The sequence below is a fragment of the Roseomonas sp. OT10 genome (assembly GCF_020991085.1).
Lineage (GTDB): Bacteria > Pseudomonadota > Alphaproteobacteria > Acetobacterales > Acetobacteraceae > Roseomonas > Roseomonas cutis.
Map to the genome: position 1 here is coordinate 37,039 of NZ_CP087721.1, position 22,718 is coordinate 59,756.

A 22,718-nucleotide genomic window follows, 5' to 3' on the forward strand; every position below is an offset into this window, starting at 1 on the left:
GGGCCGGACCAGCGGGAAAGCGTGTTCCGTCAGGCGCGTGGTGGTCTGGGCGGCAGTTCCGTCACGCCGGACAGCAGCACCCGGTCAGGTGCGGCGACCGGCTTGAACTCCGGATGGACGACGGCAGGGGCCGCGGCCGCAAGCACCGGCGGGAGCGGCGTCACCTTGCCACAGAGGTGGTGGGCGGCGTGGCACGGCAAGGCATCCGGCCGCAGCGGCTCGTCGCCCGGGCTGCCGTTCGTGAGCACGATCTCGACCTGCCCTGCCAGGGCCGGAACCGTCGAGGCCCCTGCGTCCGTCGAGACCGCCACGGACAGGAGCATGAGCGCACACATCATCACCGAGAGACCTCGGCGAAGGATCCTGGCGGCCAGCGATGTCGGCAGAACGAGCATGCTGGGCCAAGTCTAACGCCTCTGTAATCCGGTGTCATCGGGTGACGGGTGGACATCTTGTCTCACCACTCCTGTCCGTCATGCAGGGCGAGCCAGGGGGCAGGGCGGAACATTGTCACTGAATCCCCATATCCTCCGGAATGGCCCTGATCGAGGAGACACCATGGCGAGGCTGACGATCGGCAACCTGTCGCGAGAGACCGGGGTGAAGGCGACCACGATCCGCTGGTACGAGGCCGAGGGCTGGCTGCCTCCTCCCGCCCGGACCGAGGGCGGGCACCGCTCCTATGGGGATACCCACCTCCGGCGGCTCGGCTTCATTCGCCATGCCCGCGAACTCGGCTTCTCCATGGAGGACATCCGCTCCCTGCTCGCCCTCGCCGACCGTCCCGGGGCCGACTGCTCGGCAGCACACGCCATCGCCATGGCCCACATCGCCGAGGTGGACGCCCGGATGAAGCGCCTTGAGGCGCTGCGATCGGAATTGCAGCGGATGGCCAGCCAGTGCGTGGGCGGCCACGTGGAGGAGTGCCGTATCATCGAGACACTGGCCGACTTTGGGCATGGGCACTGTACTGTCCCCATACATGGGGAGCCGGCGTCACGTCTGGGCTGAGCGATATATCGTTACGATGTCGTGGTAGTATCGATGGATCGAGGACGGCAGGCCGGCGAAGCCGGCCGGGCGAGTGGAGCGCAACACCTGATCTTTTCAGGTTCGGCCAAATTACGACTCTGTATTATCGTCCTTCACAGTGCCGCCCCGCCATCCTGGCGGCCAAGGCATCGCAGCGTGCGCTTCCGCGACGCGGCGCAGCGCCGCCGCCTCCTCGTCAGATAGGGGCCGTATGCCACGGGGATAGCGCACCCACTCCCCCCTATCGCACCCCATCTGGTCAGAAAACTCGCGTAGCTCGGGCGACAGCGGCGCATGGACCGCTGCCAACCCCTCTAACCATCCGCCGAAGTCGTCGCGGATCTCGTGCCGCCCGTTGGCCATCTGGCGCACCGCCGCTTGCCCCACGTTCAGTCGGCGTGCGAGGCCGCGCTTGGTCCAGCCGATCGTTTCCAGGCACTCGGCGAAGCGGGATGGGGACATAGCCATACGGACGGTAATGACCCGACGACGGCACCGGCCGCAACGTAGAAGGCCGCCCGGAGGCGGCCAGCGGCGAAGCACAGAGCGGGGCAGCGAGGGCGGGCCGAAGCCTGCCCGCACCACCTTGACGCGGTCACGACGAGCCCCCAGCGGCGCCCGGTGTAGCACGATAGGGCGGGATCGCCGCGGCGGCGCGCACGGCCGCGCGTTCGGTCAGCATGGCCAGCAACAGCGCCTCGCTCTCACCGTCGATCAGGTTGCAGATGATGGCGCGGCCGGCGGCATCCTCGACCACGGCAAGGAGGTAGGCGGGATCTTCTGAACTGGTGCCGAGCGCCAGGCCGTTGCCGGCGTCGTCATTGAGTACGAGCGAAATGCCCAGGATAGGCAGAGCGTGGAAATCCATAGTGCGGAGCTTTCGACGGGGTGGCACGCAAGGGCGGAAGGAAGGGCGGGGATCGCTCCCCGCCCCCACTGGTTAGGCGGCGCTCTTGAGGGCCGCCATGCGCTCGCCCAGCATCCACAGCGCCCGGTTGAGCTTCACGTCCTGGTCGATTCCCGTAACCTCGCGCGAGGTGATGCGGCGCCGGCGGTTGTTACCGTCCCTGCCCCAAGCCTGGAGGCCGCCGCGAATGGTGTTTTCCTGCACCCGGTTAAAGGTGCTCCACAGGTCCGCGCCCGTGTCCGCCGCCCGGCGGGCGGTGAGGAACTGTTCCGCCTGAATTGGGGAGGCGACGTTGCCCTCCTCGTCTCCGAAGCGGATCACGCGGGCGGCTTCCGCAAGGATGTTCTGTTCCTCGCGATTAAGGGCGACGCTGGCCGAGGCATCAGCGGCCTCAATGGCCTGGCGCGAGGCGCCGAGGACCTCGTAACTGCCCTCGATCACTTGGCGCACTACGTCGCCCTTGTGCGGCACCTTTACCGAGCGTTCCGGCCCGTCCGACACCACCATCCCATTGAGGCAGGCGAGGCGGAACACGCCTGCGGTGACGTGGTAGGCGCTGGTCCCATCGTGGGAGTTGATGAGCACGACTTCCGGAAAGGTCATGCCGACGCGACGCGGCTGGCTTGCCTGACCCTCGTGGCGGAAGCGGATCAGGTGCTTGGTGTGGCCGCTGCGGTCGGCGTCGCGCGGGCGGGTCTGCCGCGCCAGCACCGGCACAAAGCCTTCGCGTCGCAGACCCGCGATTACGTCCGCTGTCGGGATATAGGCGTAGCGCGCGGAGCGGGAGGAATGGGCCTCTGTCGCGAAGGCAGACGGGGCGAGCTGCATTAGCTCCCCGTCTGACAGTGGGTTAGCGCCCATCGCGGCGCGGGTGGAACCGAAGGAACGAGAAGAACGGAAGAACGTCATGCGGAGCGCCTTGCTCTAACCGCCGAAGCGAAGCGCCTCGGCTGAGAGGAACATTACCCCGACCCAATCCACCGGTCAACGTTTTTAAATTAAAAAATTCATTTATATAGTAACGGGTCCGTGACCTTGTCTGTTGCGGCGGCGTAGGGTTCTACGCCGCCGGTGTGCTCTCGTTCTTGGTGGCAATGCTGGCCGCGATCATGCCTGCGATGATGGCTTGCGGCGTGACATTGCGGCCCGTCTCCATCGAACGACGGGCGCTTTCCTCTGTGAGGGCGAGCAGGTGCGCGCGCGGAATACGGAGCGTCAGTTGCGCCATGTCACCGCCGGCCGGGCGGCCAGGGCGGCGCTTGACCGGGGTGCCAGTGGCCTTGGCGTCGGGGCTAGAGCTGTCTGACATACTGGGATCCTGGAGAACATTCATGGTGGTTGATAAATTAAAAAACTAAACAACCACGATGCCCTCGGATGGGGAAGGCCCTACTGAGATGTCCAGCGCCAAGTGTACAGACGTAATACGCTTTACGCATGGCGACGTACGTTGTAGTCAAGCCGTATTGACGCTTGCTAACTTGACGCACGGCGTCATGCGGTTGGAGCCACCATGTCGATCATCACTGTTGCCAGCTCAAAGGGTGGGCCAGGCAAGACAACGCTGTCCCAGATCATCGCGGGCACCCTCGCGGCGCGGGGGGTGAGCGTTGCCGTGCTCGATGCCGACCCGACTGCCGGCCTGTCCCGATGGGCATCCAGGCTCTACGAGGGAGCCGCCTTTGTCTGCCACCACGAACCGGATGAGGCGAAGCTGGCCCATTTGATCCATCGGATGGCCCAGGAGGCTGAGGTGGTAGTGGTGGACACAGCTGGCTTCGGCAACCGTGCCGCGACCGTTGCCATGACGGCGGCAGACGGGGTGCTGATCCCCATGGTGCCGGGGGAGGGCGACGTGACCGAGGCCGCCCGCACCGTTGAGCTGGTGGCCGGCGTTGCATCGGCAGCCCGCCGCGAGATACCTGCCCGTGTTGTTCTCAACCGCGTGCGGTCCTCGACGGCACTCTCCAAACACGCTGCGGCCGAGGCAGCGACCCTGCCAAAACTAGCCGCCTCCCTGTCTGACCTAGTGGCCTATGGGGAAATGGGCTTCTCAGGGCGGATGCCAGCTGGGAAGGCGGGAGCAGAGGCGGCAGCCCTGGTCGACGAGCTGCGGGAGCTAGGGTGGCTGCCGGGCAATCCCTCAGCGACTGGAAAGAAGAAGACGCCGAGCGCCAAGTTACATGGCGTAAAGGCGAAAGACGTAAAGACGAAAGCCGTAAAGACACAGGAGCCGCACCGTTGAAGGGCCTCAAGAGCACCAGGCCAGCGCCGCCCATTTCCCCTGACGAGATGCTACGGGCAGCCGGCGAGGCCGCACCGCAGCAGCCGCCGGCCATTGCCCAACGCCAGGGCGACGACAAGCCGGCTGTCCTGTCTGTCCGGATGACGGAAGGTACCTTGGAAGCCCTGGCCCGCTTCGCAATCGAAAAGGGCACGACGCAGCGGCGCGTGATCGCGGAAGCCCTGGCCAAGCATGGCGTGCAGGTATCCAGCCATGACTTAGAGGAACGGCCCCAGCCCAGGCGCCGTGGGCGGGGTTAGAACCGCAAAGCGGTCTTGCGTAAAGCAGTAATACGCAAGACAGCTTGGCGCTTGTCAGTCATAGTCATTCCACATGCGGGAAATGCGCGCGCGCAGCCCAAGGCAGAGCATCCCAACAGCCCCACCACCCCAAATCATGCCAAGCGCCTCCCAGAGCGGTTGCCCCGCGTCGAGTGCGGAGCGGATGCCGAGGAGGCCCGCGAAGGCGCATACGATGCCCAGGAAGCCCATCACGGCCAGCAAAACCCTCGCTGGTCCCCGCACCAGGTAGAGCAGCGGGGCGAGCAGCAGCCAGGCAGCGGCGCGGAGTGCAGAGCCCACCCCGCGGATCGCCCGTGGGAAAGGCGCCGCCACTACGAGCGTGGCCCCGCCGGCGCCGCCGGCGGTGGAGCCTCATCCAGCCACAGCGGCACGGCGCAGGCCCGCCGGCCAGCGGCATCGGCCCAAACCGCCCGCCCCTCGCAGCGCGACAGGAGGCCTACAAGGTCATTGCGGCGGATGGCGTCGGCCCATGCCCGAGCCGAGGCCGAGCCGTCCGACAGCGCGGCGCGGATAATGCCCGTGGCCTCGCGCACGTCCGCCGCCTCCGTCGATCTTCCCCACAGATAGCCGCCGCCCAGCGCGCCCAGCAGCAGCACCGCCGCCCCGGCGCCCGACAGCACGGCCAAACGCCGGGACTGCGCGCCGGCCTGGCGCACGAAGTCGGCCCGGCATGCCTTCACGAGCTGGCGCGTCATCTCGGCCTGCGCTGAAGCGTCCAGCGGCTGCCGGCTAGACTCTGCGTGGTCCAGCACTTCGCCCATGGCGCCGAGGCTGGCCCCGAAGGCCTCGAGAACCGGGCCGAGCGGGTCGCCCTCCAGTTGCGCCTTCGAGGCCGCGAGGCGCAGATCGGCCCGCGCGCGGCCGATCGCTGCGCGCGGGTCCGAGGGCGCCGCCGCAGTCGTCGTGCTCACGGAATCCAGGACCGGATCGGCACTAGGGACGCGGCCATGTCCGCCATCCACTTGCGGACGCGAGAGCGGTCGAACGGGCCGAGAATGGCGCCGGGCTGGTCGGCCGGGGCCTGGCCGTCGCGCGCTTGGCCGAAGCGGAGCCGCTTGCCTTCGATCTCGGCTGCAACGCCCGCATCCAGCCGCGGCATCCAGATCGGCACCGCCCCGCGCTCCACGGCGGCCCGGAAAGCGCTGTGCCGTAGCACGCGGGCGAAGGCGTCCTCCCGCGGCATGGTGGGGTCGGCCAGGCCGGCGTTGAGGATCAGCGCCGTGGCCTTGGGCTGAAAGCCCTGCGCCTCGTAGCCGGCCAGCACGCTCAGATCATCGACGCGTGGGGATAGGGTGTAGATCGCGACTGGATGCACGCCGGCCTCTTCCAGGCTGCCGGCCAGGTCAGGCACGTCCTCCAGCAGCTTGCCCATGCTCAGATCGCCGCCGCCCATGTCGAGGAGGGCGCTCTGCTTCTCGGTCATGACGAAGCCGAGCAATTCTTCTGCCCAGCGGGCGACACCGGTGGGATCGTTTGTATCGGGCTGCGCCACGTCGTTGACGAAGGTGGCCAGCGACCGGTTCTGCGGATCGAGCGCCGCGGCGATCGGGGCCGGCTGCCCGGAGCGGGCCTCCTCCAGGATGTAGCGCAGCAGCGTGGTCTTACCGCTGCGGCCCGGCCCCATGACGAACAGCGCCTTGGGACCGTCCCCGAGGTCTACGGCCGGCACAGTGGGCAGGGCTGCAGCGGCGCCGTCGCGAGGACGGGCCGCCGGTCCGACCGGGATCTCCCGCTCGCCCTCAATCGAGCGGGCCCGGCCGAATAGACGAGGGCTAGGAGCCCGTCTCGGTAACCACTTTTCGGGCTGACATTGTGGAACGTTGAGCGGCGCCCGTGGTGCGCCAGCTTGCAGCGCGGGTCATCCTGTTGGTGCCTTGGCGAGCTTGGTGAGGTTGTGGGCGGTGCAGACCAACGCCCACTCGTGTTTTACCTTCTCGAGGCCGCGGAGGAGGAGTTGTCGGAACCCTCGTGCTTGCTTGATCTGTCCAAAGACGGGTTCGACGACCTGCTTGCGTAACCGGTAGCGGCTGCGCCGGCCGGCACGCCTGAGCCGCTGCCGCATGGCTGAAACCAGTGGGCCTCTGCGACGGTCCTCGCCGCCATCGGGGTGCTTGGCGCGACCGGTGGCGACGTAGCCGCGGATCTTGCGCCGGTCGAGGTCGGCCAGGTTGGCCTCCGAGCAATAGCCGCTGTCGGCGGAGACCTCGGTGGGCGTGACGCCGGTGTTGGCCGTGACCGCGTCGAGCAGCGGTCCCAAGGCGTCCTGGTCGGAGGCGTTGTTGGTCAGGTGATGCGCCACGATCACCTGTGCCGTCGCGTCCACCGCGGCCCCAGCGTTGTAGGCCTGCACGAAGCCGTCGCGACCCTTCATGATCCGGCTCTCCGGATCGGTGAAGTTGCGCTGTGCCGTGGGCCTGGGCTCGCAAGGCGGATGCTTCGGCTTGCGTCCGCGACGCCCACGCGGCGAGCCGTCGGCCTTCGTTCCCGGATCCGGCTGGGAGGCCGCAGCAGCAAGCGCCTCGGCCTCCAACTCCGCCTTCGCAGCACGGATCCGCTCCAGGCGGTGCCTCTTGTCGCGCATCCAGTCCGGCATCTCGTCGCCGCGCCGCTCGTCCCCGAGAGTGGCGTCTTCTTCGGCGTCGGCTCCCTCCGCCTGCGCCAGCCATCCCTCGACCTCGGCCGCCAGTTCGGCCTCGGCCGGGCTCATCCGGGCGTAGCTCATCGCCTTGTGCTTGGAGGCATTGGCCCGCAGCTTGGTGCCGTCCACCGCGACATGGCCAAGGCCGACCAGGCCGGCGCGTCGGCACAAGGTGAGCACCTGCACGAAGAGCGCAGCCAGTGCCGGCAGGTGACGCCGGCGGAACTCGCTGATGGTGCGGAAGTCCGGCCTGTTCAGCGCCGTTACTGCCTGGAAGTCGAGCCGTTCCTCGCAGGCGCGCGCGATCCGCCGCGACGAATAGACGCCTCGGCTGTAGGCGTAGAGCAGCAGCGCCACCATCATCGCCGGGTGGTACGGCGGATAGCCACGGGGCTCCGTGTAGGCCGAAAGAATGGCCGAGAGATCGAGTTCCTCCGCCACGATGTCGCGGACCAGATGCGCTGGATGCCCCTGGGGCACGAACTCCTGCACCGAGGGCGGCAGCAGCCAGACCTCGTCCACCTTCCAGGGCCGAAAGCTCTTCGTCATGCCGGCGAGCGAATCACCACCCAACCCACCTGTCGAGCCTATTCAGCCGTTACCGGGACACGCTCCTAGGCGTGGGGGAGGGGTCGGGCTGGGGCGCTACGGACGGGGTGTTCTTCATGGCTGGTACTCTGGTCATTTCAGGGACGCTGGCTTGAACCGCGGGGGCGGCTTCGGATCGAAGGCGCCTTCGGTCGGATCAAAGGCCGGGCGAACTGGTGGGGAAGGTGCCGCTGCGAGGGCAGGAGGCGCGACGGGTGGAGGAGGCGTTGGGGCGGCTGTGGGAGCGGTTGCGGGCGTGCGGGAAGCTCCAGCCTTCGCCACGGCCATTTCCGCCTTGGACCGTCGCCGTCGCTGTCCCTTAGCGTTCAGGGCGCCTGTGACGCGATGGTAGGCCCGCCGCACCGCTTCCGTTTTTGGCGGCTCGCCGTTGGCATCACGGATGCCCAGGTCGGCCAGGGTGCGGGCAATGCTGTCCCAACTCGGCCGAACCGTGTTCATCCGCTCGGTGATCAGGGCATGGTGTTGGCGCATCCAGCCGAGCAGGGGAGAGCGGCCCGGAAGCTGGCCGAATGCCTCCTGCGCCATCTTGGTCGCGGGTGGGGTGGAAGAGTCCGCCAAGCCGATCATCCGTAGTTGCAACTGCTCGGAATCCTGGCCCAAGGGAGCCCATAGGTGCAACCCCGCGTTCCCAATTAGATACGTATAAGGCACCGGTTCGACACCACTAAGAGACGTTTAAGACACATAGAGGGGACGTCGAAGGCATGACGAAGGGACAAAGACAGACAGGAACAGACAGAGTTACCCGCTGAGGAGACATGAGAGGCACAAGGAAGAGATAAACAGGACACAAGAGACGGGGGGAGGGGAGTAGAGAAGGTCACTACAGACCATTGCACCCTAGAAGGTGCTGGTCTCATCCCCGCTGAAGATGGTTAGGTGGCGCCCGACCACCGATACCGAGGACGTTGCTTTGTCAGACGCCATCGCCGCCGAGCTGGCCCGCCTCCGGGACACCGTTGAAACGCTGACCCAGGGGCTGCGGATGATGGTGGAGACGCAGGGCACCCACACCGAAATGCTGCAGGCGATCATGGAGGCGGCGACCGAAGAGGCCGGCGAGAGCCCGTTACCGGGGCTGCTGACGCAGATCGTGCAGCGCTTGGACGAGCAGACCGAGGTCCTGCACCGCATCGAGGCCGCGGCCGGCGGCAGGTCGGTGGATGATAACGGGACCCCTGCCGGCCAGCGACCGGGGCCGGCGTCACAGCAGTAGCAGGTCCGCCGGGTGCTGACCTTCCGCAAGGGCGCAGCCACCGTCATTCCCGGCGGCGCGCGGGCGATGGCCGATCACCTGATGGAGGAGACGCTATCACCCGAGGCGGTGGCGATGGGCGACTACTACACCCGGAACCGGGCGGCCGAGCTGGGGGCCGGGAAGGGACCGGACGGCGAGCCGGGACCGGAAGCGCCGCGCCGAGGCACCCGGCCGCAGCCGCGGCGGGACATGCATCCCGGCCTGGCATCGGCGCTGGGGATCGACCCGCACGGCATCCCGACCGTCGAACAGGTGAGCCAGATCCTCGCCGGCCGGCGCGCCGACGGGGACGAGCTGGTGACGAACGAGGCCGCGACCACGCGCAGCGTCAGCTACATCGACCTATGCTTCTCCGCCCCCAAGAGCGTGAGCCTGGCATGGGCCTTCGCTCCGACCGAGGCCGAGCGGGCGACCATCCTCCAGGCGCACCGAGACGCGGTCGACGCCTCGCTGCGCTACGTGTCCCGCGAAATCGGCCAGGTCCGCCGCGGCAAGGCCGGTATGGGCGGCACCGAGGCCGGGCACGTCGCCTGGATTGGCTTCGAGCACTTCACGGCCCGGGCGACCGCCGAGGTGAAGCGGCCCGACCCCAAAACCGGCGAGGTGACGACCGAGCTGCATACCCTACGGCCCGACCGTGACCCCTCCGGGGCCGGCGATCCGCAGCTCCACACCCATTGCGCGGTGCCCAACCTGGTTCTGACGGATGGCGGTCACCTGGGCGCCCTGGACCTCAAGGCCGCGCACGGGCGCATCCACGAGTTCGGTGCCTTCTACCAGGCGCAGATCGCCGCGAACCTGCGGCGCGTCGGGGTGGCGGTGGAGCTGGAGGAGCGCACCGGGATGGCCAGGCTGCCGGCCATCCCGGAGGCGGTCTGCGAGGCGTTCAGCAAGCGCACCCGCGACGGCACCGAGGCGGCGCGGGCGGAGGCAGCCAAGCGCGGCCTCGATTGGGACGCTATGACACCGGACATGCAGGTGGACTTCCTCAAGGGCGGCACGAAGGCGGCCCGCAAGAACAAGGAGGACGACCTCAGCGACTTCGCCGCTTGGCGCGGCCAGGCCGCGGCCGTCGGCTGGGAGCACCGCGGCGTCGTGGTGCCACGACGCCAAGGCGCCGGGGCGCCACGGGAGCAGAGCCGGGCGGCCCGCCTGGAAGCTGCCTATGAAGCGGCGTTGCCCTTCCTCGAAGCCGAGTTCTCCCGCGCCTCGGTCCTCAACGGGGCGGACCTGCGCGCCGCGGCGGCCCGCGCCCTCATCGCGGCCGGCATGACGCCGGGGGCGGACGGAGGCCGGGCGGACGTGGACGCCCTGACGCGGGCCATGCGCGAGCGCGGGGTGCGCCAGGATGGCCAGCTCACGGGGCTGGTGTGGGGGAGGGAGGGCGAGCGCGACGAGGTGCGGGTGACGACGGCGCTGCACGTCGCCCAGGAAGGCGAGGCCGTGGCCCTGGCCAAGGCCGCCGCGGCGGATCGCGGCCGTGCCCTGTCCCCCGCTGCCCTGGCTGCCGCGGTGGAGCGCAGCGGCTTGGACTTTGGTGACGACCACGGGAAGGCGCAGCACGCGGCCATGGTGCGCCTCGGCACGGGCGGCGCCGTGGGCGTGGCGGTGGGCGTGGCCGGGGCGGGCAAGACCGCCCTGCTGCGCCCGCTGGTGGATGCCTGGAAGGCGCAGGGCGACCACGTGGTGGGCGTGGCCATCGCCTGGCGCCAGGCCGAGCCACTGAAGGAGGCCGGGGTAGGGGATGTCGCGGCGCTCACGGGCTTCTTGCATGGGGTTCGTGCCGGTCGCCTCTCGATCGGGCCACGGACGGTGGTGGTGGTGGACGAGCTGGGGCAGGTGGGTGCCCGGCAGATGCTGGAGCTGCTGCGGCTGCGCGCGGAGCACGGGTTCCGCATCGTCGCGGTCGGCGACGACAAGCAATGCCAGGGCATCGAGGCCGGGCCGGTGGTCAACCTGATGCGCCGGGCGCTGGGATCGGAGGCGGTGCCGGAAATCCTCACCACGCGCCGGCAGCGCACCGAGCGCGAGCGCGAGATCGCCGGGCTGTTCCGCGACGGCAAGGCGGCCGAGGCGCTGGCCATGAAGCGCGCGGACGGCACGGCCGAGGCGGTGCCGGGGGGCTACGACGACGCCGTGCGACGGGTGGCCGAGCTGTGGCGGCAGCGGCGCGAGGCGAACGCCGGCGATGCGGGGTTCTCGATCAGCGTCACGGCGCCAACGAACGCCGACGCCCGCGCCGTAGCCCTGGCGCTGCGCGAGGAACGCCGGGCGATGGGCGAGCTGGGGGCGGACGTGTTCAGCATTCGCGCGACCGACCAGGCCGGCGCCACCTACAACCTGACCTTGGCACCGGGCGACCGGGTGCGGCTGTTCGACCGCCTCAACGCCCGGTTTTTCGACGGCGGCCGGGGCAACATCGGCAACAACGGCAGCGTGCTCGAAGTCCGCGATGTGAACGCGGACGGGATCGTGCTGCGGACGGCCGCGGGCCGCGACGGCGCGGTGTCGTGGGAAAGCCTGGCCGACAAGAAGAACGGCCGCACGCGGCTGGCGCCGGGCGACGTGCTGACCATCGACGCCGCCCAGGGCATCACCAGCAGCGAGCACATCAACGCCATGCCGGCGGGATCGGCGGGGGTGCAGGGCTTTAAGGGCTACACGGCCGAGAGCCGGCATAAGGACTCCGCCTGGCTCATCACCTCGGACGGGGCCGAGCGGCGCGAGGTGATGGTGCGCCGCGCCTTGGGGGATGCCCGGCCGGTGGGCGAGGGCGACGTGTGGGAGAACGTGGCGCGGAATCTGGCGCGACAGCCGGCGAAGGCGTCGGCGCTCGATTTCATGGACCGCGCCCGCGACGTCGGCCGCAGCGCCGCGCACGCCATGCAGGCCGGCTTCCGCCGGGCCGAGGCACGGGAGGCGGCCGGCGAACCGCGGGCGACGCTGGGAGCGCAGCTCCGCGACCGGCGCGACGGCCGGGCGGTGAGCCAGGCGGTGGAGCGGCTGCGGCAGGCGTTCGATGCCCGCTGGCAGGCGGTGCGCGAGCTGGCCGACCGGCTGCGGCGGGCCGGCGGGACCGTTCTGCAGCATCGTGGGCAGGAGGACCGGCGGCGGGCCGAGGGTGAGGCGGGGGCGGTGCGCGACCGGGCGGCGGACAACCAAGCGCGCAGCCGGGCGGCGATCGAGCGGCACCGGGCGCCCCAGCCGAAGCAGGACGATCAGGCGCGGCCGGTGGACGCGGCGGCCTACTGGCAGCGCACGGCGGCGGGAAGGAACGGGTCGCTACGATTGAGCGTGCGGCGAGCAGCGCAGCGCAGGCGCGAGGAGGGCGCTGTGGCCGCGGCCACGGACCGCTTGGCGCTTGCTTTGGACGAGCGCGGCGCCGTCCTAGCGGGCATGGGGCAGGGCAGGGGTCCGAAGCCCGCCCAGGCCCAGGCGGTCCAGGGGCTGCGCCAGGGTCGCGACGGGGCACAGGCCCCCGCCAGCCTCGCGGCGCTGTCTCAGGCCATCCCCGCGCCGTCCCCGGTTATCCCCCCATCCTCCCCGCGCGCCGCCGCAGCTCCGGGACAGCGTGCGGCGCCGCGCTTCACCGAGGCTGATGCCGCGGCGGACTTCGCCGTGGCCCTGCACCGGGCCGGGCTGCGCGTCGCTGGACCGGTGGAGATGGATGGGAAGATGCACAGGGTTCCTGTGGAGGGGGACCGGAAGGGGCAGAAGTCAGGAACCTACGTCGGGCATCTGGACGGTTGGCCGGCGGGCTACATCCGCAACCATAAGACCGGCACCGAGATCCGCTGGAAGGCCGAGCGGCCGGTAGTACAGATGACGCTGGCCGAGCGGGCGGCGTCCGCGGCCGAGGCCGTGGCCAGATCCGTGGAGCGGGCGCGCGAGCGACACGACACCCAAGAGCGGGCGGCAAGGATGGCGCACCGCCTATGGGCCGCGGCAGCGCCGGCCAAAAATCACCCCTATCTCGCGGCCAAGGGCGTGAAGGCGCACGGGCTGCGGCAGGACAGGCGCGGCCGGCTGTTGGTGCCAGTGCAGGGAGTGGACGGGCGGCTTTGGGGGGTGCAGCGGGTGAACGTGGACGGGTCCAAGCTGTTCCTGAAAGGGGCCAGAACTGAGGGCGGGCACGCGTTGATCGGTGGCCAGCCGGGGCCGGGGATGCCGCTGCTGGTGGCAGAGGGATACGCCACGGGGGCGACACTCCACGAGGCGACTGGGCTACCGGTGGCCGTGGCCTTCAACGCCGGGAACCTAGTGGCTGTGGCGAAGGCATACCGGGTGGCCGACCCAACGCGGCCCATCATCATCGCTGGGGACAACGACCACCACTTGCCGAGGCGGGCGGTGCCGCTGCCGAACGTCGGGAAGGAGAAGGCCGAAGCTGCCGCGGCGGCAGTGGGCGGTATTGCCGCAGTGCCGTCATTTCCCGCCGGGGACCGAGGTAGTGATTGGAATGATTCGATGCGGAGGAATGGCCCTGAACACGTCAGTCACGCGATGCAGGCGGCCCTAAAGGCGTTGATTGCTTCGCAAACCCGAGAGGCAAAGGTGCACCGGCGTGACAAGCTGGTGCAGGATGCAACGCAGAATCGCGGCGTTGCTCCACGAGCGCGCTGATCAGCTGCAAGAAGTCAATTGGGGAGCGTTGTTGGTGGCTATAGTAGGGAAAGAGCTGGCTGAGTATGCGAGCGATATTCAAACGGGCATTGGTCCATATGAAGTAAGTGATTTCGACGAACTTAGACTGCTTGGGATGGCGGGTTCGCTAGCTGTCCAACTCAGGGGGTTGCCAGAGATAGAATATGCAGTTTTGGTTAGAGTTTCAGACAGTTTGTTCAATATCCCGTCGCTTGCACTAAAGCCAGTCCTGCGCATTCTCAGCGAGGCAGGCATGGTGCGGCTGTATGAGAGTGGACGTAATATAACCAAGATCGACCCACAGGTTCCTTATTTCGAGAACGTTTACGATACGATCGGCGCATACTCGGCTTCCTCTAGTCTAACTGAAACTGAACAAGCTATGGTCGCTATCATGGCGGAGTTACAAAAGAAGCCCGAAAACAAAGATAGACTTCTCAGTAAACTCGGTATGGAGAGTTCTCTGCTCGATCGCTGCCTGATGATTGGAAATCAGAGTGGGTTAATTTCGAACCATCGTGTTCGAGGGCAAACTGTACTTACAAGTCCTGTCTACTTTGCTGATAACAATCAGGGGTTAGCTGACCTGATAGCAAAAGTGGGAAGTTCCGAGTTCGCCGATGTGATGGAAGTCATACGCCTCCATCAAGGTTGGCCGCTTAGCATGATCATATCTCAACAGAAAGTTGCTGGACGTCCTCTTACACCCGTTCAAATTGATCTTATTCAAATGCTGGCCTCCGAAAACATGCTGAAGCCACCCACAATTGAGATTGGCAAGCAAAGCGAGGTTTTTTTGTTTACTCCGCGGCCTGGGGCTGCGCGCCTTTCGCCAGGCAAAAGGGACATATATGAGCGGGCAATGGCTTTGTTGGCAGCAGTCAGAAAAGGCCAGCTTCTGCCCTTCGCTCACCCCATTAGAAAACCTGCTGTTTTGTTGCAAGCTTTTTTGAGGGACGGTTACTTGGGAGCTAATACGGAGGCCAGAGCACAATACGGCAAGGTAGCAGGAACTTTCAACATCGGCTACTTTAAGGAGACAAAGCCGGGGTGGCACCAGTTTTGGTTGCGAAAGACTGAGGAGAATATTGAGGCAGTTCAAGCCGCAATCGACTTGGCTCAAGGAGAAGAAACTAAAGTCGATATGCGAATGGATCAAGAAGCTAGAGCTCTTTTGCAGATGGATGACAAGTATGTCAGTTCCGTTCTGGGCAGCAAAGGAATGAAGGAAAGGAAGAAAATCGCCCCTAGCGCTGCTGCGAAAGAACAGTGGGATCAACTCACTCTGAGGCTTGTGTGATGGCCAGAACCGACAAGGATGTAGGCGCTAAAGCACAAGCTCTCCGCTTCTGTGTGTCAGCAGGCTTTATACCGTATTTGGAGGTTGATGTTCTAAGTGGAGTAGAACTATCCGCTTCTCCAAAGCGGCTAACCGATATCGATGTTCTTGGAGTGGGATTGCGATCTGATGGAACCGTAGGTCGAACCCTGTTCGATTGCAAAAGTGTGGGTGGGCCTGCCTTCGCAAGAGCTCTTTGGTTATCCGGACTATTAACGTTTACTGGTGGTGACGAAGGTTTTATGTTGATGGGCAAGCCAGTTGAGCGTGCTCATCGTTTGGCCGCGCGAAAGCTTAAGGTTCGGATATTTGGAGCTGATGCTTTCGACGGTTATGCATCTGCAGCAAGCGCCGAGTATAAAATTCTGAAGTCCTATGCTGGTGATATAGAAAACTGGCATCGAGTTAGGGAGACCGCTTTAAAGAATCCCGCAATTTTGGAGATTTTTGATGGAATCAACTATGAGGTTCCGTTGTGTGCTGATGCCCCAAAAGCATTCAGGCGACTAATTGCCAGCTGCCGCAAAAATAAGGGCGAGTTAAATCCCGCAAAGCCGTTGCATATGGCTACTTTTGCCGAAATTGTGCTTGCTGTTTCTATCCTTGTGGCGGTTATGATTGGTGATTTGCGTAACATCATAGAGCTTGCGGACAATGAAAAGGAATTTTCGACTGCTTTGAGATACTATGTTTGGGGTGGTCACGAGAACATTGAACTACTAAAAAGAATGCACGACCTTATCGCTGCTAATGGTTCCCCTTTGGAACAGGAATCTTCTCTGATAGCTTGGCCTCTCTTCGTGCAGCTAGTGCGCGGCATGTTGGAATCTCCCACCCAAGTTAGGAATGCATGCTTTCCTTTGCGGGATATTAGTTTGCGTTATCTTGCGGACACGAACGAAGCTGCCGATCTGCGGGTAGGAAGGCTATTCCTCGCGCCTCGTGCTCGGCAGTTTGCCAAACGTGTGAGTTCCTACGTGGCGGCAGTTTTGAAGTTGCCAAATGAGTTTGCTGAACGTCTGGGCCAAGATATCGATGATCTTGTTATGAAAGCGGAAGCAAAGTTATAGTTTCTTAAAAAGGGTGGCTGGGAGGAGCTTTCAAAAGTTACTCTTGGTATTGGAAGCAGATAGGACCGGCACGCGAGTGCCGGTTTAGGCGCGCATCCCACGTTGACGCCCAGGTGTGACAATCTGAGCTGGCGCCGCGGCGGCCGACTTCGCAGTTCGGCCGGCAGCGGCCACACCCTGCCAGTATTGTGTCGCGGCCGAGGCTTGCCCCTGCGCCGGCTTCGACGAGCTGGCGCCGGCCGCGGCGGACGCTTCCGCTAGGCGTGGTGCCGGGTCGTGCGCCTGGTTGGAGCTCCTGCTGTCGGACATGCCGTTTCTCCTATTCCGCTGCCTGTTTCTGGAAGCGGCTGGCCTCGATAACTACCCGCAGCTCGGGTCGACGGAAGTAGATCGCCCGCCCGCAGCGCAGCGGCTTGGAACCGCGGGCAAAGACGAATGCCTCGTCGCCGCGCACGTCCTGCATCAGTTCATCCGGCCGAATTAAGGCACGGGCTATCTCGTGCCGGTTCATGCTGGTGCCCTTGGAGTGCGAGCCGGCCTCCAGGGGCTTGCCCTGGCTGCCGTCGTTGCGGCCTTCGCTCTCGGCCATGACCGAGTGCCCACCGGCTGCGTCGGAAACCGACTTCGCTGTGTCGGTGTTCTGCACGGCGGCATACATGCGCCAGCTCACGCTATCGAACCAGGCGTTGCGACCCTGGCGGCCCCACTGCTCCACGAGCTGGTCCTCGGCTTGGTAAAGCAGTTGCAGGGTGATGCCGTACTTGCGGCCGGCGTCGCGGGCGACCTCCAGAATTTTCATCGGCCCCAGGCGGCGGACCTCATCGAGCATAAACAGCACGCGGCCCTGCACAGCGCCGTCCGCCTCGTAGAGCGCGTTCAGCAGCGCTCCAACGAGCACGCGGCCGACCGCGGGGGTGTCGCGCAGCACCTTGAGCGGGATTTGCAGGAACACTGTCAGCTTGCCCTCCGTCAGCTCGGCGGTCCCGCAGGAGGGTTCCGCGCCCTCGGCGCCGCCCGAGACAAGATCGGCGTAGGCCGCGACGGATAGCCAAGCGGTGTCGCCCGTGGCGTTGCCGTAGATGCCCGAGAACGTCTCGGAAACGATCTTCTTGATGGTGCCGGCAATGTCGCGCGCCATGGGGCTGTTCGACCCGGTGTGGATGCCTTCCAGCACGTCGCGCATCTGGTCCTCGGGGGTGACGATGCCGGCGCGCAGGGTCCGGAGGGTCTTGGCCGCCGCGGGCATGGTGTCGTCCCACAGCATATGGGCGAGGAGGCAGGCGACGAGCTGCTTGCCCCAGTTACGGAAGAACTTGTCGGCGTCGGAGCTGCCACCCTCGGCCTCCCCGAAGATCCAGCCCACCACGGCGTGAACGTTGGTTTCCGCGAGGGGGTGGGTCACGTCGATCCAGTCGAGGACGTTGATCCCACCCGGCATGCCGGGTTCCAGGGAGACGACCTTGTGCCCCATGCCCTCGCGGGCCGCGGCGAGCATTGGCCCCAGCTCGCGCGAGGGATCGAGCACGACGGCGGCGCCGGTCCAGTGGACGAGGGTGGAGGCGGCCGAGACGGTCTTGAAGCCGCCGGAGCCGGCGAACACCAGGCTATGCGTCGGGCCGATCTTGCAAGGGTCCACCAGCAGCGCGGCCTTACCGCCCTGGCCCCAGGTCTCGCGCTTCTCGGGGTCAAAGGCGAGCTTGGCCACCTTGTCCTGATCCACCCGGTAAGCCTCGCCCACGACCACCCCGCCGAAGTCGGGATGCGGGCCAGGGAAGCGGTCGCGGGCCTCCTTCATGCTCATCCACTCGGCGTGCCCGTGGTTGTCGGTGCTGCCCCGGACGACCTTGCCGGGGCGGGTGACGCGCCCGCCGCGTAGCTGCACAAGGCGGTAGATCACCAAGCCGAGGAACACGGTGGGCGCCCCGGCGCCGAACATCAGCCATCGGCCGACAATGGGGTGGGGCGGCGCGAACAGGGCGTAGCTCCACCACTGGCCGATCCAGGCGGTCCCCTGGAACGGGAAGTAGCGGACCAGGCCGGTGCCCCACAGGAACACGGCCGAGGCCGCGGCGGTCCAGAGCAGGGCGAGGATGGCCAGCAGCAGGCCCCAGGCCACCAAGCGGCCGGGGGAGGGGAGGCGGCGACGTTCGCTCATCGCCCCGGCCTCCGGCGTCCTGATGCTGGACGGCTAGACGAAAGACGTACAGCGTCCATCGTATATCTCTCTTCCAGCCCGATGCAGGGCCTCCCTAAGACGGTCCAGCGTTAGGTGGCGCGCAGCAGATCGGCGGCGACCTCGCCGCGGCGGGCGGCGTCGTCAGCGAACCAGACCTCGCGGATGGAGTAGGTGCCGGCGTCGTTGTGCAGGGGCACGATGGCATCCACTGCGGTCCCGATCATGGCGGCCAGGGTGTCGTCACCGTAGGCGGCGCCCTGCGGGGTGCCCTTCACCAAATTGAACAGCCGGCGCATGGCCTGCGGCGCGTCGGCGCCGTGAATGGTGGTGAGGCTGCCGGGATGCCCGGTCATGACCTCGTTAAGATAGACCCAGGCCGCGTCGTCGCGCAGCTCCTGCAGCAGTACCCGGTCGGGACGCATCCGCAGGGTGGCCTGCAGCAGGGCGTCAGCGGTGACGCCGCCCATGGTCAGCCCACCCTTGGAGTAGAGCAGGCGGACGGAGTTGCCGTGAGGCACCACCAGCTCCAGCGCATCCTCAATGGTCAGGATGCGCTCGGTGCGCGGGATCTCGGAGGTGAGCGTCTTGCTCAGGGTGGTCTTGCCGCCGCCCGTGGCGCCGCAGAACAGGACGTTTCGCCGGGCGCGGACCAAACCGCGGAAGAACGCCACGGCGTCGCCCGAATCGAAAAGCTCCAAGAGGCCGGCGCTGTCGGCCTGACGTTGCTCGCGGCGGCGGTCCCAGCGGTTCCAGCGGGAGGTGTCGTAGCGTCCGGCCAGATCGGACAGGGCGGCCACGGAATCGCTCGGCCGGCGGAAGGTCAGCGACACGGTGGTAGGCGGCACAGCGGGGGGCAGCACGACCTGCAGGCGGTGGCCGCTGGGCAGGTCGGTGGAGCACAGCGGGTGCTCGGCGCCGACGTTCTGGTTCCGCAGGGCGCCTGCCAGGATCGCCACGCCTTCCAGCATGTCAAAGTCCAGCTCGGGGGCGGCGTGCCGCTCGAAGCGCCCGCCCTGGCGCAGCCAGAACTCGCCGGGGCGGTTCACGCACAGTTCCTCCGTCCTGGGATCAGCCAGGGCGCCGGCCACAGGGGCGAGGGCGAAGTCCAGTTGCGCCGCGGCGTGCATCATCGGCCGGCCTCCCGCGCGAAGGCGAACCAGAGCTGCGCCGGATCGTGGATGGTGGGCGCATCCTCCGGGACCGCACTGGGCAGGCGTTTCGCCTGCCCTGCCGTATTCCCGCTCCCGACCGGCGCCGCGGCGGCCAAGCCGAGGGCGAGCTGCACCCCTGCGTCTCTCACCGGCTGACGAGCCGGTATACGTCGGAGAAGTCAAGGTTCCTCGCGACGAACACGGTCATGGGCTCCCCCTGGTTCCGGCGCAGGGTGGAAGGGATGTTGATGTCAGCTTCCAACGCCTGGCTGGTGGCACGCTGTCCGCCCGACTGGAACTGGTTGAAGGTGACGCCGCTGCCGTTGTTCAGGGCGTTGCTGGCGACGGTGGCCGCGGCCTGCAGGCCCGTGTCGAGGAAGGCGAGCAGCATGGCGCCGCGGAACCGCTCGAAGAAGTGGCTGTCGATCTCGCCGTCCAGCCCGGCCTGCCCCATTACGTCGGCGCCGGGGCTGTTCAGCTCCATCTGCACACCGCCGGGTGTCAGGGCCTGCGTCATCACCACGAAGAGGCGGCGGGAGCCGCGGGCCAGGCCGGAACGGACCTCGCCCACGATGCGTGTCCCACGCTCCATCAACACGACGGTCCCGGTGGATCCCCGCACGTCCACGGGGGTGATGCAGGAGAAGAAGCCGGCGACGGTGCTGTCGATCGGCATCTCGGGGATGCAGGCGATGCGCGTGCCCATCGGCACGGTCAGCTCGGGATTCCGCAGCACGGTCGCGCGCGCCGCGGCTATGCGGGAGGGCCGCAGGCGCGAGGACAGCGCGTCGTCGGGCTCGGCCGTGCCACTGGGGACTGTAGCAGGCGCCCTGGACCGAGCGGCCCGGGGCCCGGCCGGGCCGTCCGCCACGGGCTGCGCGGCCGGCGGGGCGGCGCGGTCCTCGTAGCTCATGATCGGGGTGGGGTTAGGGGCTTGGTGCCCGCCACCCCCGAAGGCCACGGCGCTGCGGGCGTTCGGCATCGGCATCCCCAGGGCGGCCGGGGTGGCCGGGAGCGGCATGGCCACGACCGCGGGGGGCGGCGTCAGGGGGACGGCCGGCTCGGGCATCGGCCGGTAGGGCACGGAGCGACCGGCCTCGGTTATCGGCTGCTCGCGCTCGCGCTCCGGGGCCGGCTTGGACGAGGGCCACATCGCGACCAAGCCGCAGGCTGCGAAGATGCCAACGCCGATCAGCACCTTCTCCCGACCTGTCAGCAGCCGCCGGCCGCCGGCGACAGGGGAGACGGGATCGTTGGAGGCGACGGCGCCCCCTTCCACGGCGTCGCTCACCGCCTGATCTCCCGCACCACGTCGGGGCTGGTGGTGCCGGTGCCGGGATTACGGCCGCTGGCATCGAACGCCCGGTTGAGGATGCACAGCACCAGGCCGCCATCGCGCAGCCGCAGGGCCGGGCCGGTCTGGTGGACGGTGATGAGTCCAGATGTGTTGGCTGAGTAGTTCACGGCCGCCTCGCGCCCGTCCGCGAGGACGGAGAAGATCGCGGGCATGCGGCGATTACCCGGGAAGCGCAGGAAGGTGGATTGCCCGTCGTCCCACACCTCGGCCGGCGCCAGCTCGCGGTCGCCTTGACCATCGTAGTTCCAGTTCATCACCCCGGGCGTCGTGGGGTTGGTGCTGGCGAGCACCAGGCGCTCGCGCGCCTGACGTTCCTCCCGCTCCTTGCGGCGGGCCGCAGCAGCGGCGGCGCTAGCCTGGCGCCGGACTTCGGCCGCGGCCGCCGCAGCGGCGCGCTCCTCGGCCGGGTAGGTGAAGCGCACGAGGTAGTAGGTATTCGGCGCCTCCGCGGTCAGCGGTCCCTCGCGGGTGGAGAGTTCGAAGGTATAGGCCCGCATGACCTCGCGCCCGGTGGTCGGGTCGGTGCTGCGGCCAATGATGAAGAGCGGCTGCGGGTCGAGATCCCGCAGGGGCTTGATCATCACGAAGTTGCCGCGAACGGCGGTGAACAGGTTCCGGTCGGTGGAGGCGCCACGGCCAGCTCCGGCCCGCTCTGAGGGCGCGGGGCCTCCAGCCATGGCGAGCGGGCCGGTGCCGAGGCCGGCGGGCTCGGGCGGGTCCAGGAGCGTCTGATCCGACACCGGCAGGCCGGCCACCGTCTCGCCGGGGGCGAGCTGGATGGTGAGCGTCGCGCCGGGAACGGCGTAGAGCTTGACCACCTGCTGCGGGTCGTAGGCGATCACCCGCACGCGGGGGTCGCGCCCGGCCGGGGCTGGGGCCTCGTCCGCGGCGGCCGGGGCGCCCCAGGCCAGCGGCAGGGCGATGGTCGCGGCCAGGACCAGCCGCAGGGCGAAACGGGTGCGTTTCATCGGGCGTCCCCCAGGGTCGGTACGCCCTCGCGCTCGGGCGGACGGTATTCGGTGACGAGCACGCCCAGCGGGTTGATCGTGGTCCCATCGGTGAGGGCGATGTTCTGGCCGGCGCGGTAGCGCAGCGTCGTGACCCAGGTGGAGACTACCGGCGGCCGACCATGGGCGCGCTCGGTGCGGCGAAAGCGGAGCTGGTAGATCTCGTCGGCCTGTGCCGTGTCATTCGGCAGCAGGGCGCCGCTCAGCTGCTCCACGGTGACGGTCGCGCGCGTGCCCCATACGGCCTGAGGACCGGGGGGAACGGTGAGGTTGAACCACTCCTGGAAGGCGCTCCGCACCTGGGGCGCCGACATGCGGCTCACTACGTCGTAGGCGTACTGCGCCTCGCCTGAGGACCAGCCTTCGCGGAGGCGGACATACTGGAACAGGGTGGCGCGCACCGCGCGCTCCTGCACCGCGGCCGGCAGGGCGTCGCCGTGGACCACGGTGGCCATGCTGCCGTCCGGCTGCGGCACGGCCACGACCGGCACCACGCGGACAAGCGGAAAGAGCTGGAGAGCGGCGAGGGCCTGCATCCCGACCACGCCTAGCAGGCCGACGATGGCCACCGTCTTGCCGGTGCTGATGCGCCTGGCGTGGTGGGCTTCGCGCGCCTGACGGGCCTGCGTCTCGGCGTAGAGGCGGTTCAATTCGCCCCGCGGGATCACCACGGCAGCGGCCATCTCGGCGTCCGAGGGACCGCCCGCTGGGGAGGCAGACGGCGGCACAGGCTGGCCGGGCGAGGAGATGGCGTTCACCGCACGACGCTCCCGGCCGGGGCGACCAAGGGCGCGGCGGCGAGGGTGGCCGGCGGTACCATGCGGGTCGGGTTGAGTTGGAATACCTCGCCGCGGCAGGCCGGGGCCGCATTGGTGCCGGCACAGGCGGCCAGCGCCAGCAGGGACAGCAGCAGGGCGGACTTCATCGGGGCTCCAAGGGAACGG

The 22,718-nt window shown here is 67.5% G+C and carries 21 protein-coding genes; 7 read left to right on the forward strand and 14 right to left on the reverse strand.

The features are described from left to right. Nucleotides 1-29 precede the first annotated feature (29 nt). The gene (locus tag LPC08_RS25875; RefSeq protein WP_230453388.1) at nt 30-395 is read right to left on the reverse strand and encodes a hypothetical protein; all 366 of its coding nucleotides are present in this window, start codon (nt 393-395) and stop codon (nt 30-32) included. Between the two features lie 163 nt (nt 396-558). Between LPC08_RS25875 and LPC08_RS25880 the strand changes: the two genes are divergently transcribed. Further along, on the forward strand, nt 559-1,011 hold the full coding sequence (locus LPC08_RS25880) for a MerR family transcriptional regulator (protein ID WP_230453389.1): 453 nt from the start codon (nt 559-561) through the stop codon (nt 1,009-1,011). 616 nt (nt 1,012-1,627) lie between these two features. On the opposite strand, the gene LPC08_RS25885 is transcribed toward LPC08_RS25880, so the two are convergent. The 3 genes from LPC08_RS25885 to LPC08_RS25895 form a co-directional block, all read right to left on the reverse strand. After that, nucleotides 1,628-1,900, reverse strand: a complete 273-nt coding sequence (locus LPC08_RS25885) for a hypothetical protein (RefSeq protein ID WP_230453390.1) — start codon at nt 1,898-1,900, stop codon at nt 1,628-1,630. A 72-nt stretch (nt 1,901-1,972) separates the two neighbouring features. Beyond that, nucleotides 1,973-2,848, reverse strand: coding sequence for a DUF932 domain-containing protein (locus tag LPC08_RS25890; protein WP_230453391.1), 876 nt, complete (start codon nt 2,846-2,848; stop codon nt 1,973-1,975). Nucleotides 2,849-2,999: 151 nt separating this feature from the next. Continuing rightward, entirely contained in the window at nt 3,000-3,248 is a 249-nt protein-coding gene (locus tag LPC08_RS25895) for a hypothetical protein (RefSeq protein ID WP_126281748.1), read from the reverse strand. A gap of 204 nt (nt 3,249-3,452) precedes the next feature. Between LPC08_RS25895 and LPC08_RS25900 the strand changes: the two genes are divergently transcribed. Then, nucleotides 3,453-4,184 (forward strand): nucleotide-binding protein, encoded by a 732-nt coding sequence (locus LPC08_RS25900; RefSeq protein ID WP_230453392.1) that lies wholly within the window; start codon nt 3,453-3,455, stop codon nt 4,182-4,184. Further along, nucleotides 4,181-4,483 carry a hypothetical protein gene (locus LPC08_RS25905; protein WP_075822881.1) on the forward strand — a complete coding sequence of 101 codons (303 nt, stop codon included), beginning with the start codon at nt 4,181-4,183 and terminating at the stop codon, nt 4,481-4,483. Before LPC08_RS25900 ends, LPC08_RS25905 begins: the two co-directional genes overlap by 4 nt. A gap of 54 nt (nt 4,484-4,537) precedes the next feature. Here the strand turns inward: LPC08_RS25905 and LPC08_RS25910 are convergent, their stop codons facing one another. From LPC08_RS25910 to LPC08_RS25925, 4 genes are all read right to left on the reverse strand, one after another. Then, the gene (locus tag LPC08_RS25910; RefSeq protein ID WP_230453393.1) at nt 4,538-4,804 is read right to left on the reverse strand and encodes a hypothetical protein; all 267 of its coding nucleotides are present in this window, start codon (nt 4,802-4,804) and stop codon (nt 4,538-4,540) included. A 32-nt stretch (nt 4,805-4,836) separates the two neighbouring features. After that, nucleotides 4,837-5,436, reverse strand: coding sequence for a hypothetical protein (locus LPC08_RS25915; protein ID WP_230453394.1), 600 nt, complete (start codon nt 5,434-5,436; stop codon nt 4,837-4,839). Then, the gene (locus LPC08_RS25920) at nt 5,433-6,194 is read right to left on the reverse strand and encodes a DEAD/DEAH box helicase family protein (RefSeq protein WP_230453395.1); all 762 of its coding nucleotides are present in this window, start codon (nt 6,192-6,194) and stop codon (nt 5,433-5,435) included. The genes LPC08_RS25915 and LPC08_RS25920 overlap by 4 nt, the downstream gene beginning before the upstream one ends. Before the next feature lie 189 nt (nt 6,195-6,383). Next, nucleotides 6,384-7,712 (reverse strand): IS1182 family transposase, encoded by a 1,329-nt coding sequence (locus LPC08_RS25925; RefSeq protein ID WP_230450761.1) that lies wholly within the window; start codon nt 7,710-7,712, stop codon nt 6,384-6,386. 973 nt (nt 7,713-8,685) lie between these two features. On the opposite strand from LPC08_RS25925, the gene LPC08_RS25930 reads away from it, so the two are divergent. The 4 genes from LPC08_RS25930 to LPC08_RS25945 are packed head-to-tail and all read left to right on the forward strand — an operon-like array spanning nt 8,686 to nt 16,083. Continuing rightward, nucleotides 8,686-8,988, forward strand: coding sequence for a hypothetical protein (locus LPC08_RS25930; RefSeq protein ID WP_230453396.1), 303 nt, complete (start codon nt 8,686-8,688; stop codon nt 8,986-8,988). A 12-nt stretch (nt 8,989-9,000) separates the two neighbouring features. Then, a complete protein-coding gene (mobF, locus tag LPC08_RS25935) occupies nt 9,001-13,653 on the forward strand; it encodes a MobF family relaxase (protein WP_230453397.1) in 4,653 nt (1,550 codons plus the stop codon). Then, nucleotides 13,634-14,974, forward strand: a complete 1,341-nt coding sequence (locus LPC08_RS25940) for a hypothetical protein (protein ID WP_230453398.1) — start codon at nt 13,634-13,636, stop codon at nt 14,972-14,974. Before mobF ends, LPC08_RS25940 begins: the two co-directional genes overlap by 20 nt. Further along, on the forward strand, nt 14,974-16,083 hold the full coding sequence (locus LPC08_RS25945; RefSeq protein WP_230453399.1) for a hypothetical protein: 1,110 nt from the start codon (nt 14,974-14,976) through the stop codon (nt 16,081-16,083). The genes LPC08_RS25940 and LPC08_RS25945 overlap by 1 nt, the downstream gene beginning before the upstream one ends. Nucleotides 16,084-16,402: 319 nt before the next feature. Here LPC08_RS25945 and LPC08_RS25950 read toward each other — a convergent pair whose 3' ends face one another. From LPC08_RS25950 to LPC08_RS25975, 6 genes are all read right to left on the reverse strand, one after another. Continuing rightward, nucleotides 16,403-18,238, reverse strand: a complete 1,836-nt coding sequence (locus tag LPC08_RS25950) for a type IV secretory system conjugative DNA transfer family protein (RefSeq protein WP_230453400.1) — start codon at nt 18,236-18,238, stop codon at nt 16,403-16,405. Nucleotides 18,239-18,348: 110 nt separating this feature from the next. After that, a complete protein-coding gene (gene virB11 / locus LPC08_RS25955) occupies nt 18,349-19,386 on the reverse strand; it encodes a P-type DNA transfer ATPase VirB11 (RefSeq protein ID WP_230453439.1) in 1,038 nt (345 codons plus the stop codon). A 169-nt stretch (nt 19,387-19,555) separates the two neighbouring features. Continuing rightward, nucleotides 19,556-20,701, reverse strand: coding sequence for a TrbI/VirB10 family protein (locus LPC08_RS25960; protein ID WP_230453401.1), 1,146 nt, complete (start codon nt 20,699-20,701; stop codon nt 19,556-19,558). Further along, on the reverse strand, nt 20,698-21,735 hold the full coding sequence (locus tag LPC08_RS25965; protein WP_230453402.1) for a TrbG/VirB9 family P-type conjugative transfer protein: 1,038 nt from the start codon (nt 21,733-21,735) through the stop codon (nt 20,698-20,700). Before LPC08_RS25965 ends, LPC08_RS25960 begins: the two co-directional genes overlap by 4 nt. Beyond that, nucleotides 21,732-22,457, reverse strand: coding sequence for a VirB8/TrbF family protein (locus LPC08_RS25970; RefSeq protein WP_230453403.1), 726 nt, complete (start codon nt 22,455-22,457; stop codon nt 21,732-21,734). Before LPC08_RS25970 ends, LPC08_RS25965 begins: the two co-directional genes overlap by 4 nt. Nucleotides 22,458-22,528: 71 nt before the next feature. Then, nucleotides 22,529-22,699 (reverse strand): hypothetical protein, encoded by a 171-nt coding sequence (locus LPC08_RS25975; RefSeq protein WP_230453404.1) that lies wholly within the window; start codon nt 22,697-22,699, stop codon nt 22,529-22,531. Nucleotides 22,700-22,718: the final 19 nt, after the last annotated feature.

Bases quoted from the DNA above. Each gene is read 5' to 3' on its own strand.
- LPC08_RS25875 (WP_230453388.1), bottom strand. From the start codon at position 395: ATGCTCGTTCTGCCGACATCGCTGGCCGCCAGGATCCTTCGCCGAGGT.
- LPC08_RS25880 (WP_230453389.1), top strand. From the start codon at position 559: ATGGCGAGGCTGACGATCGGCAACCTGTCGCGAGAGACCGGGGTGAAG.
- LPC08_RS25885 (WP_230453390.1), bottom strand. From the start codon at position 1,900: ATGGATTTCCACGCTCTGCCTATCCTGGGCATTTCGCTCGTACTCAAT.
- LPC08_RS25890 (WP_230453391.1), bottom strand. From the start codon at position 2,848: ATGACGTTCTTCCGTTCTTCTCGTTCCTTCGGTTCCACCCGCGCCGCG.
- LPC08_RS25895 (WP_126281748.1), bottom strand. From the start codon at position 3,248: ATGTCAGACAGCTCTAGCCCCGACGCCAAGGCCACTGGCACCCCGGTC.
- LPC08_RS25900 (WP_230453392.1), top strand. From the start codon at position 3,453: ATGTCGATCATCACTGTTGCCAGCTCAAAGGGTGGGCCAGGCAAGACA.
- LPC08_RS25925 (WP_230450761.1), bottom strand. From the start codon at position 7,712: ATGACGAAGAGCTTTCGGCCCTGGAAGGTGGACGAGGTCTGGCTGCTG.
- LPC08_RS25945 (WP_230453399.1), top strand. From the start codon at position 14,974: ATGGCCAGAACCGACAAGGATGTAGGCGCTAAAGCACAAGCTCTCCGC.
- LPC08_RS25950 (WP_230453400.1), bottom strand. From the start codon at position 18,238: ATGAGCGAACGTCGCCGCCTCCCCTCCCCCGGCCGCTTGGTGGCCTGG.
- virB11 (WP_230453439.1), bottom strand. From the start codon at position 19,386: ATGCACGCCGCGGCGCAACTGGACTTCGCCCTCGCCCCTGTGGCCGGC.
- LPC08_RS25965 (WP_230453402.1), bottom strand. From the start codon at position 21,735: ATGAAACGCACCCGTTTCGCCCTGCGGCTGGTCCTGGCCGCGACCATC.
- LPC08_RS25970 (WP_230453403.1), bottom strand. From the start codon at position 22,457: ATGGCCGCTGCCGTGGTGATCCCGCGGGGCGAATTGAACCGCCTCTAC.
- LPC08_RS25975 (WP_230453404.1), bottom strand. From the start codon at position 22,699: ATGAAGTCCGCCCTGCTGCTGTCCCTGCTGGCGCTGGCCGCCTGTGCC.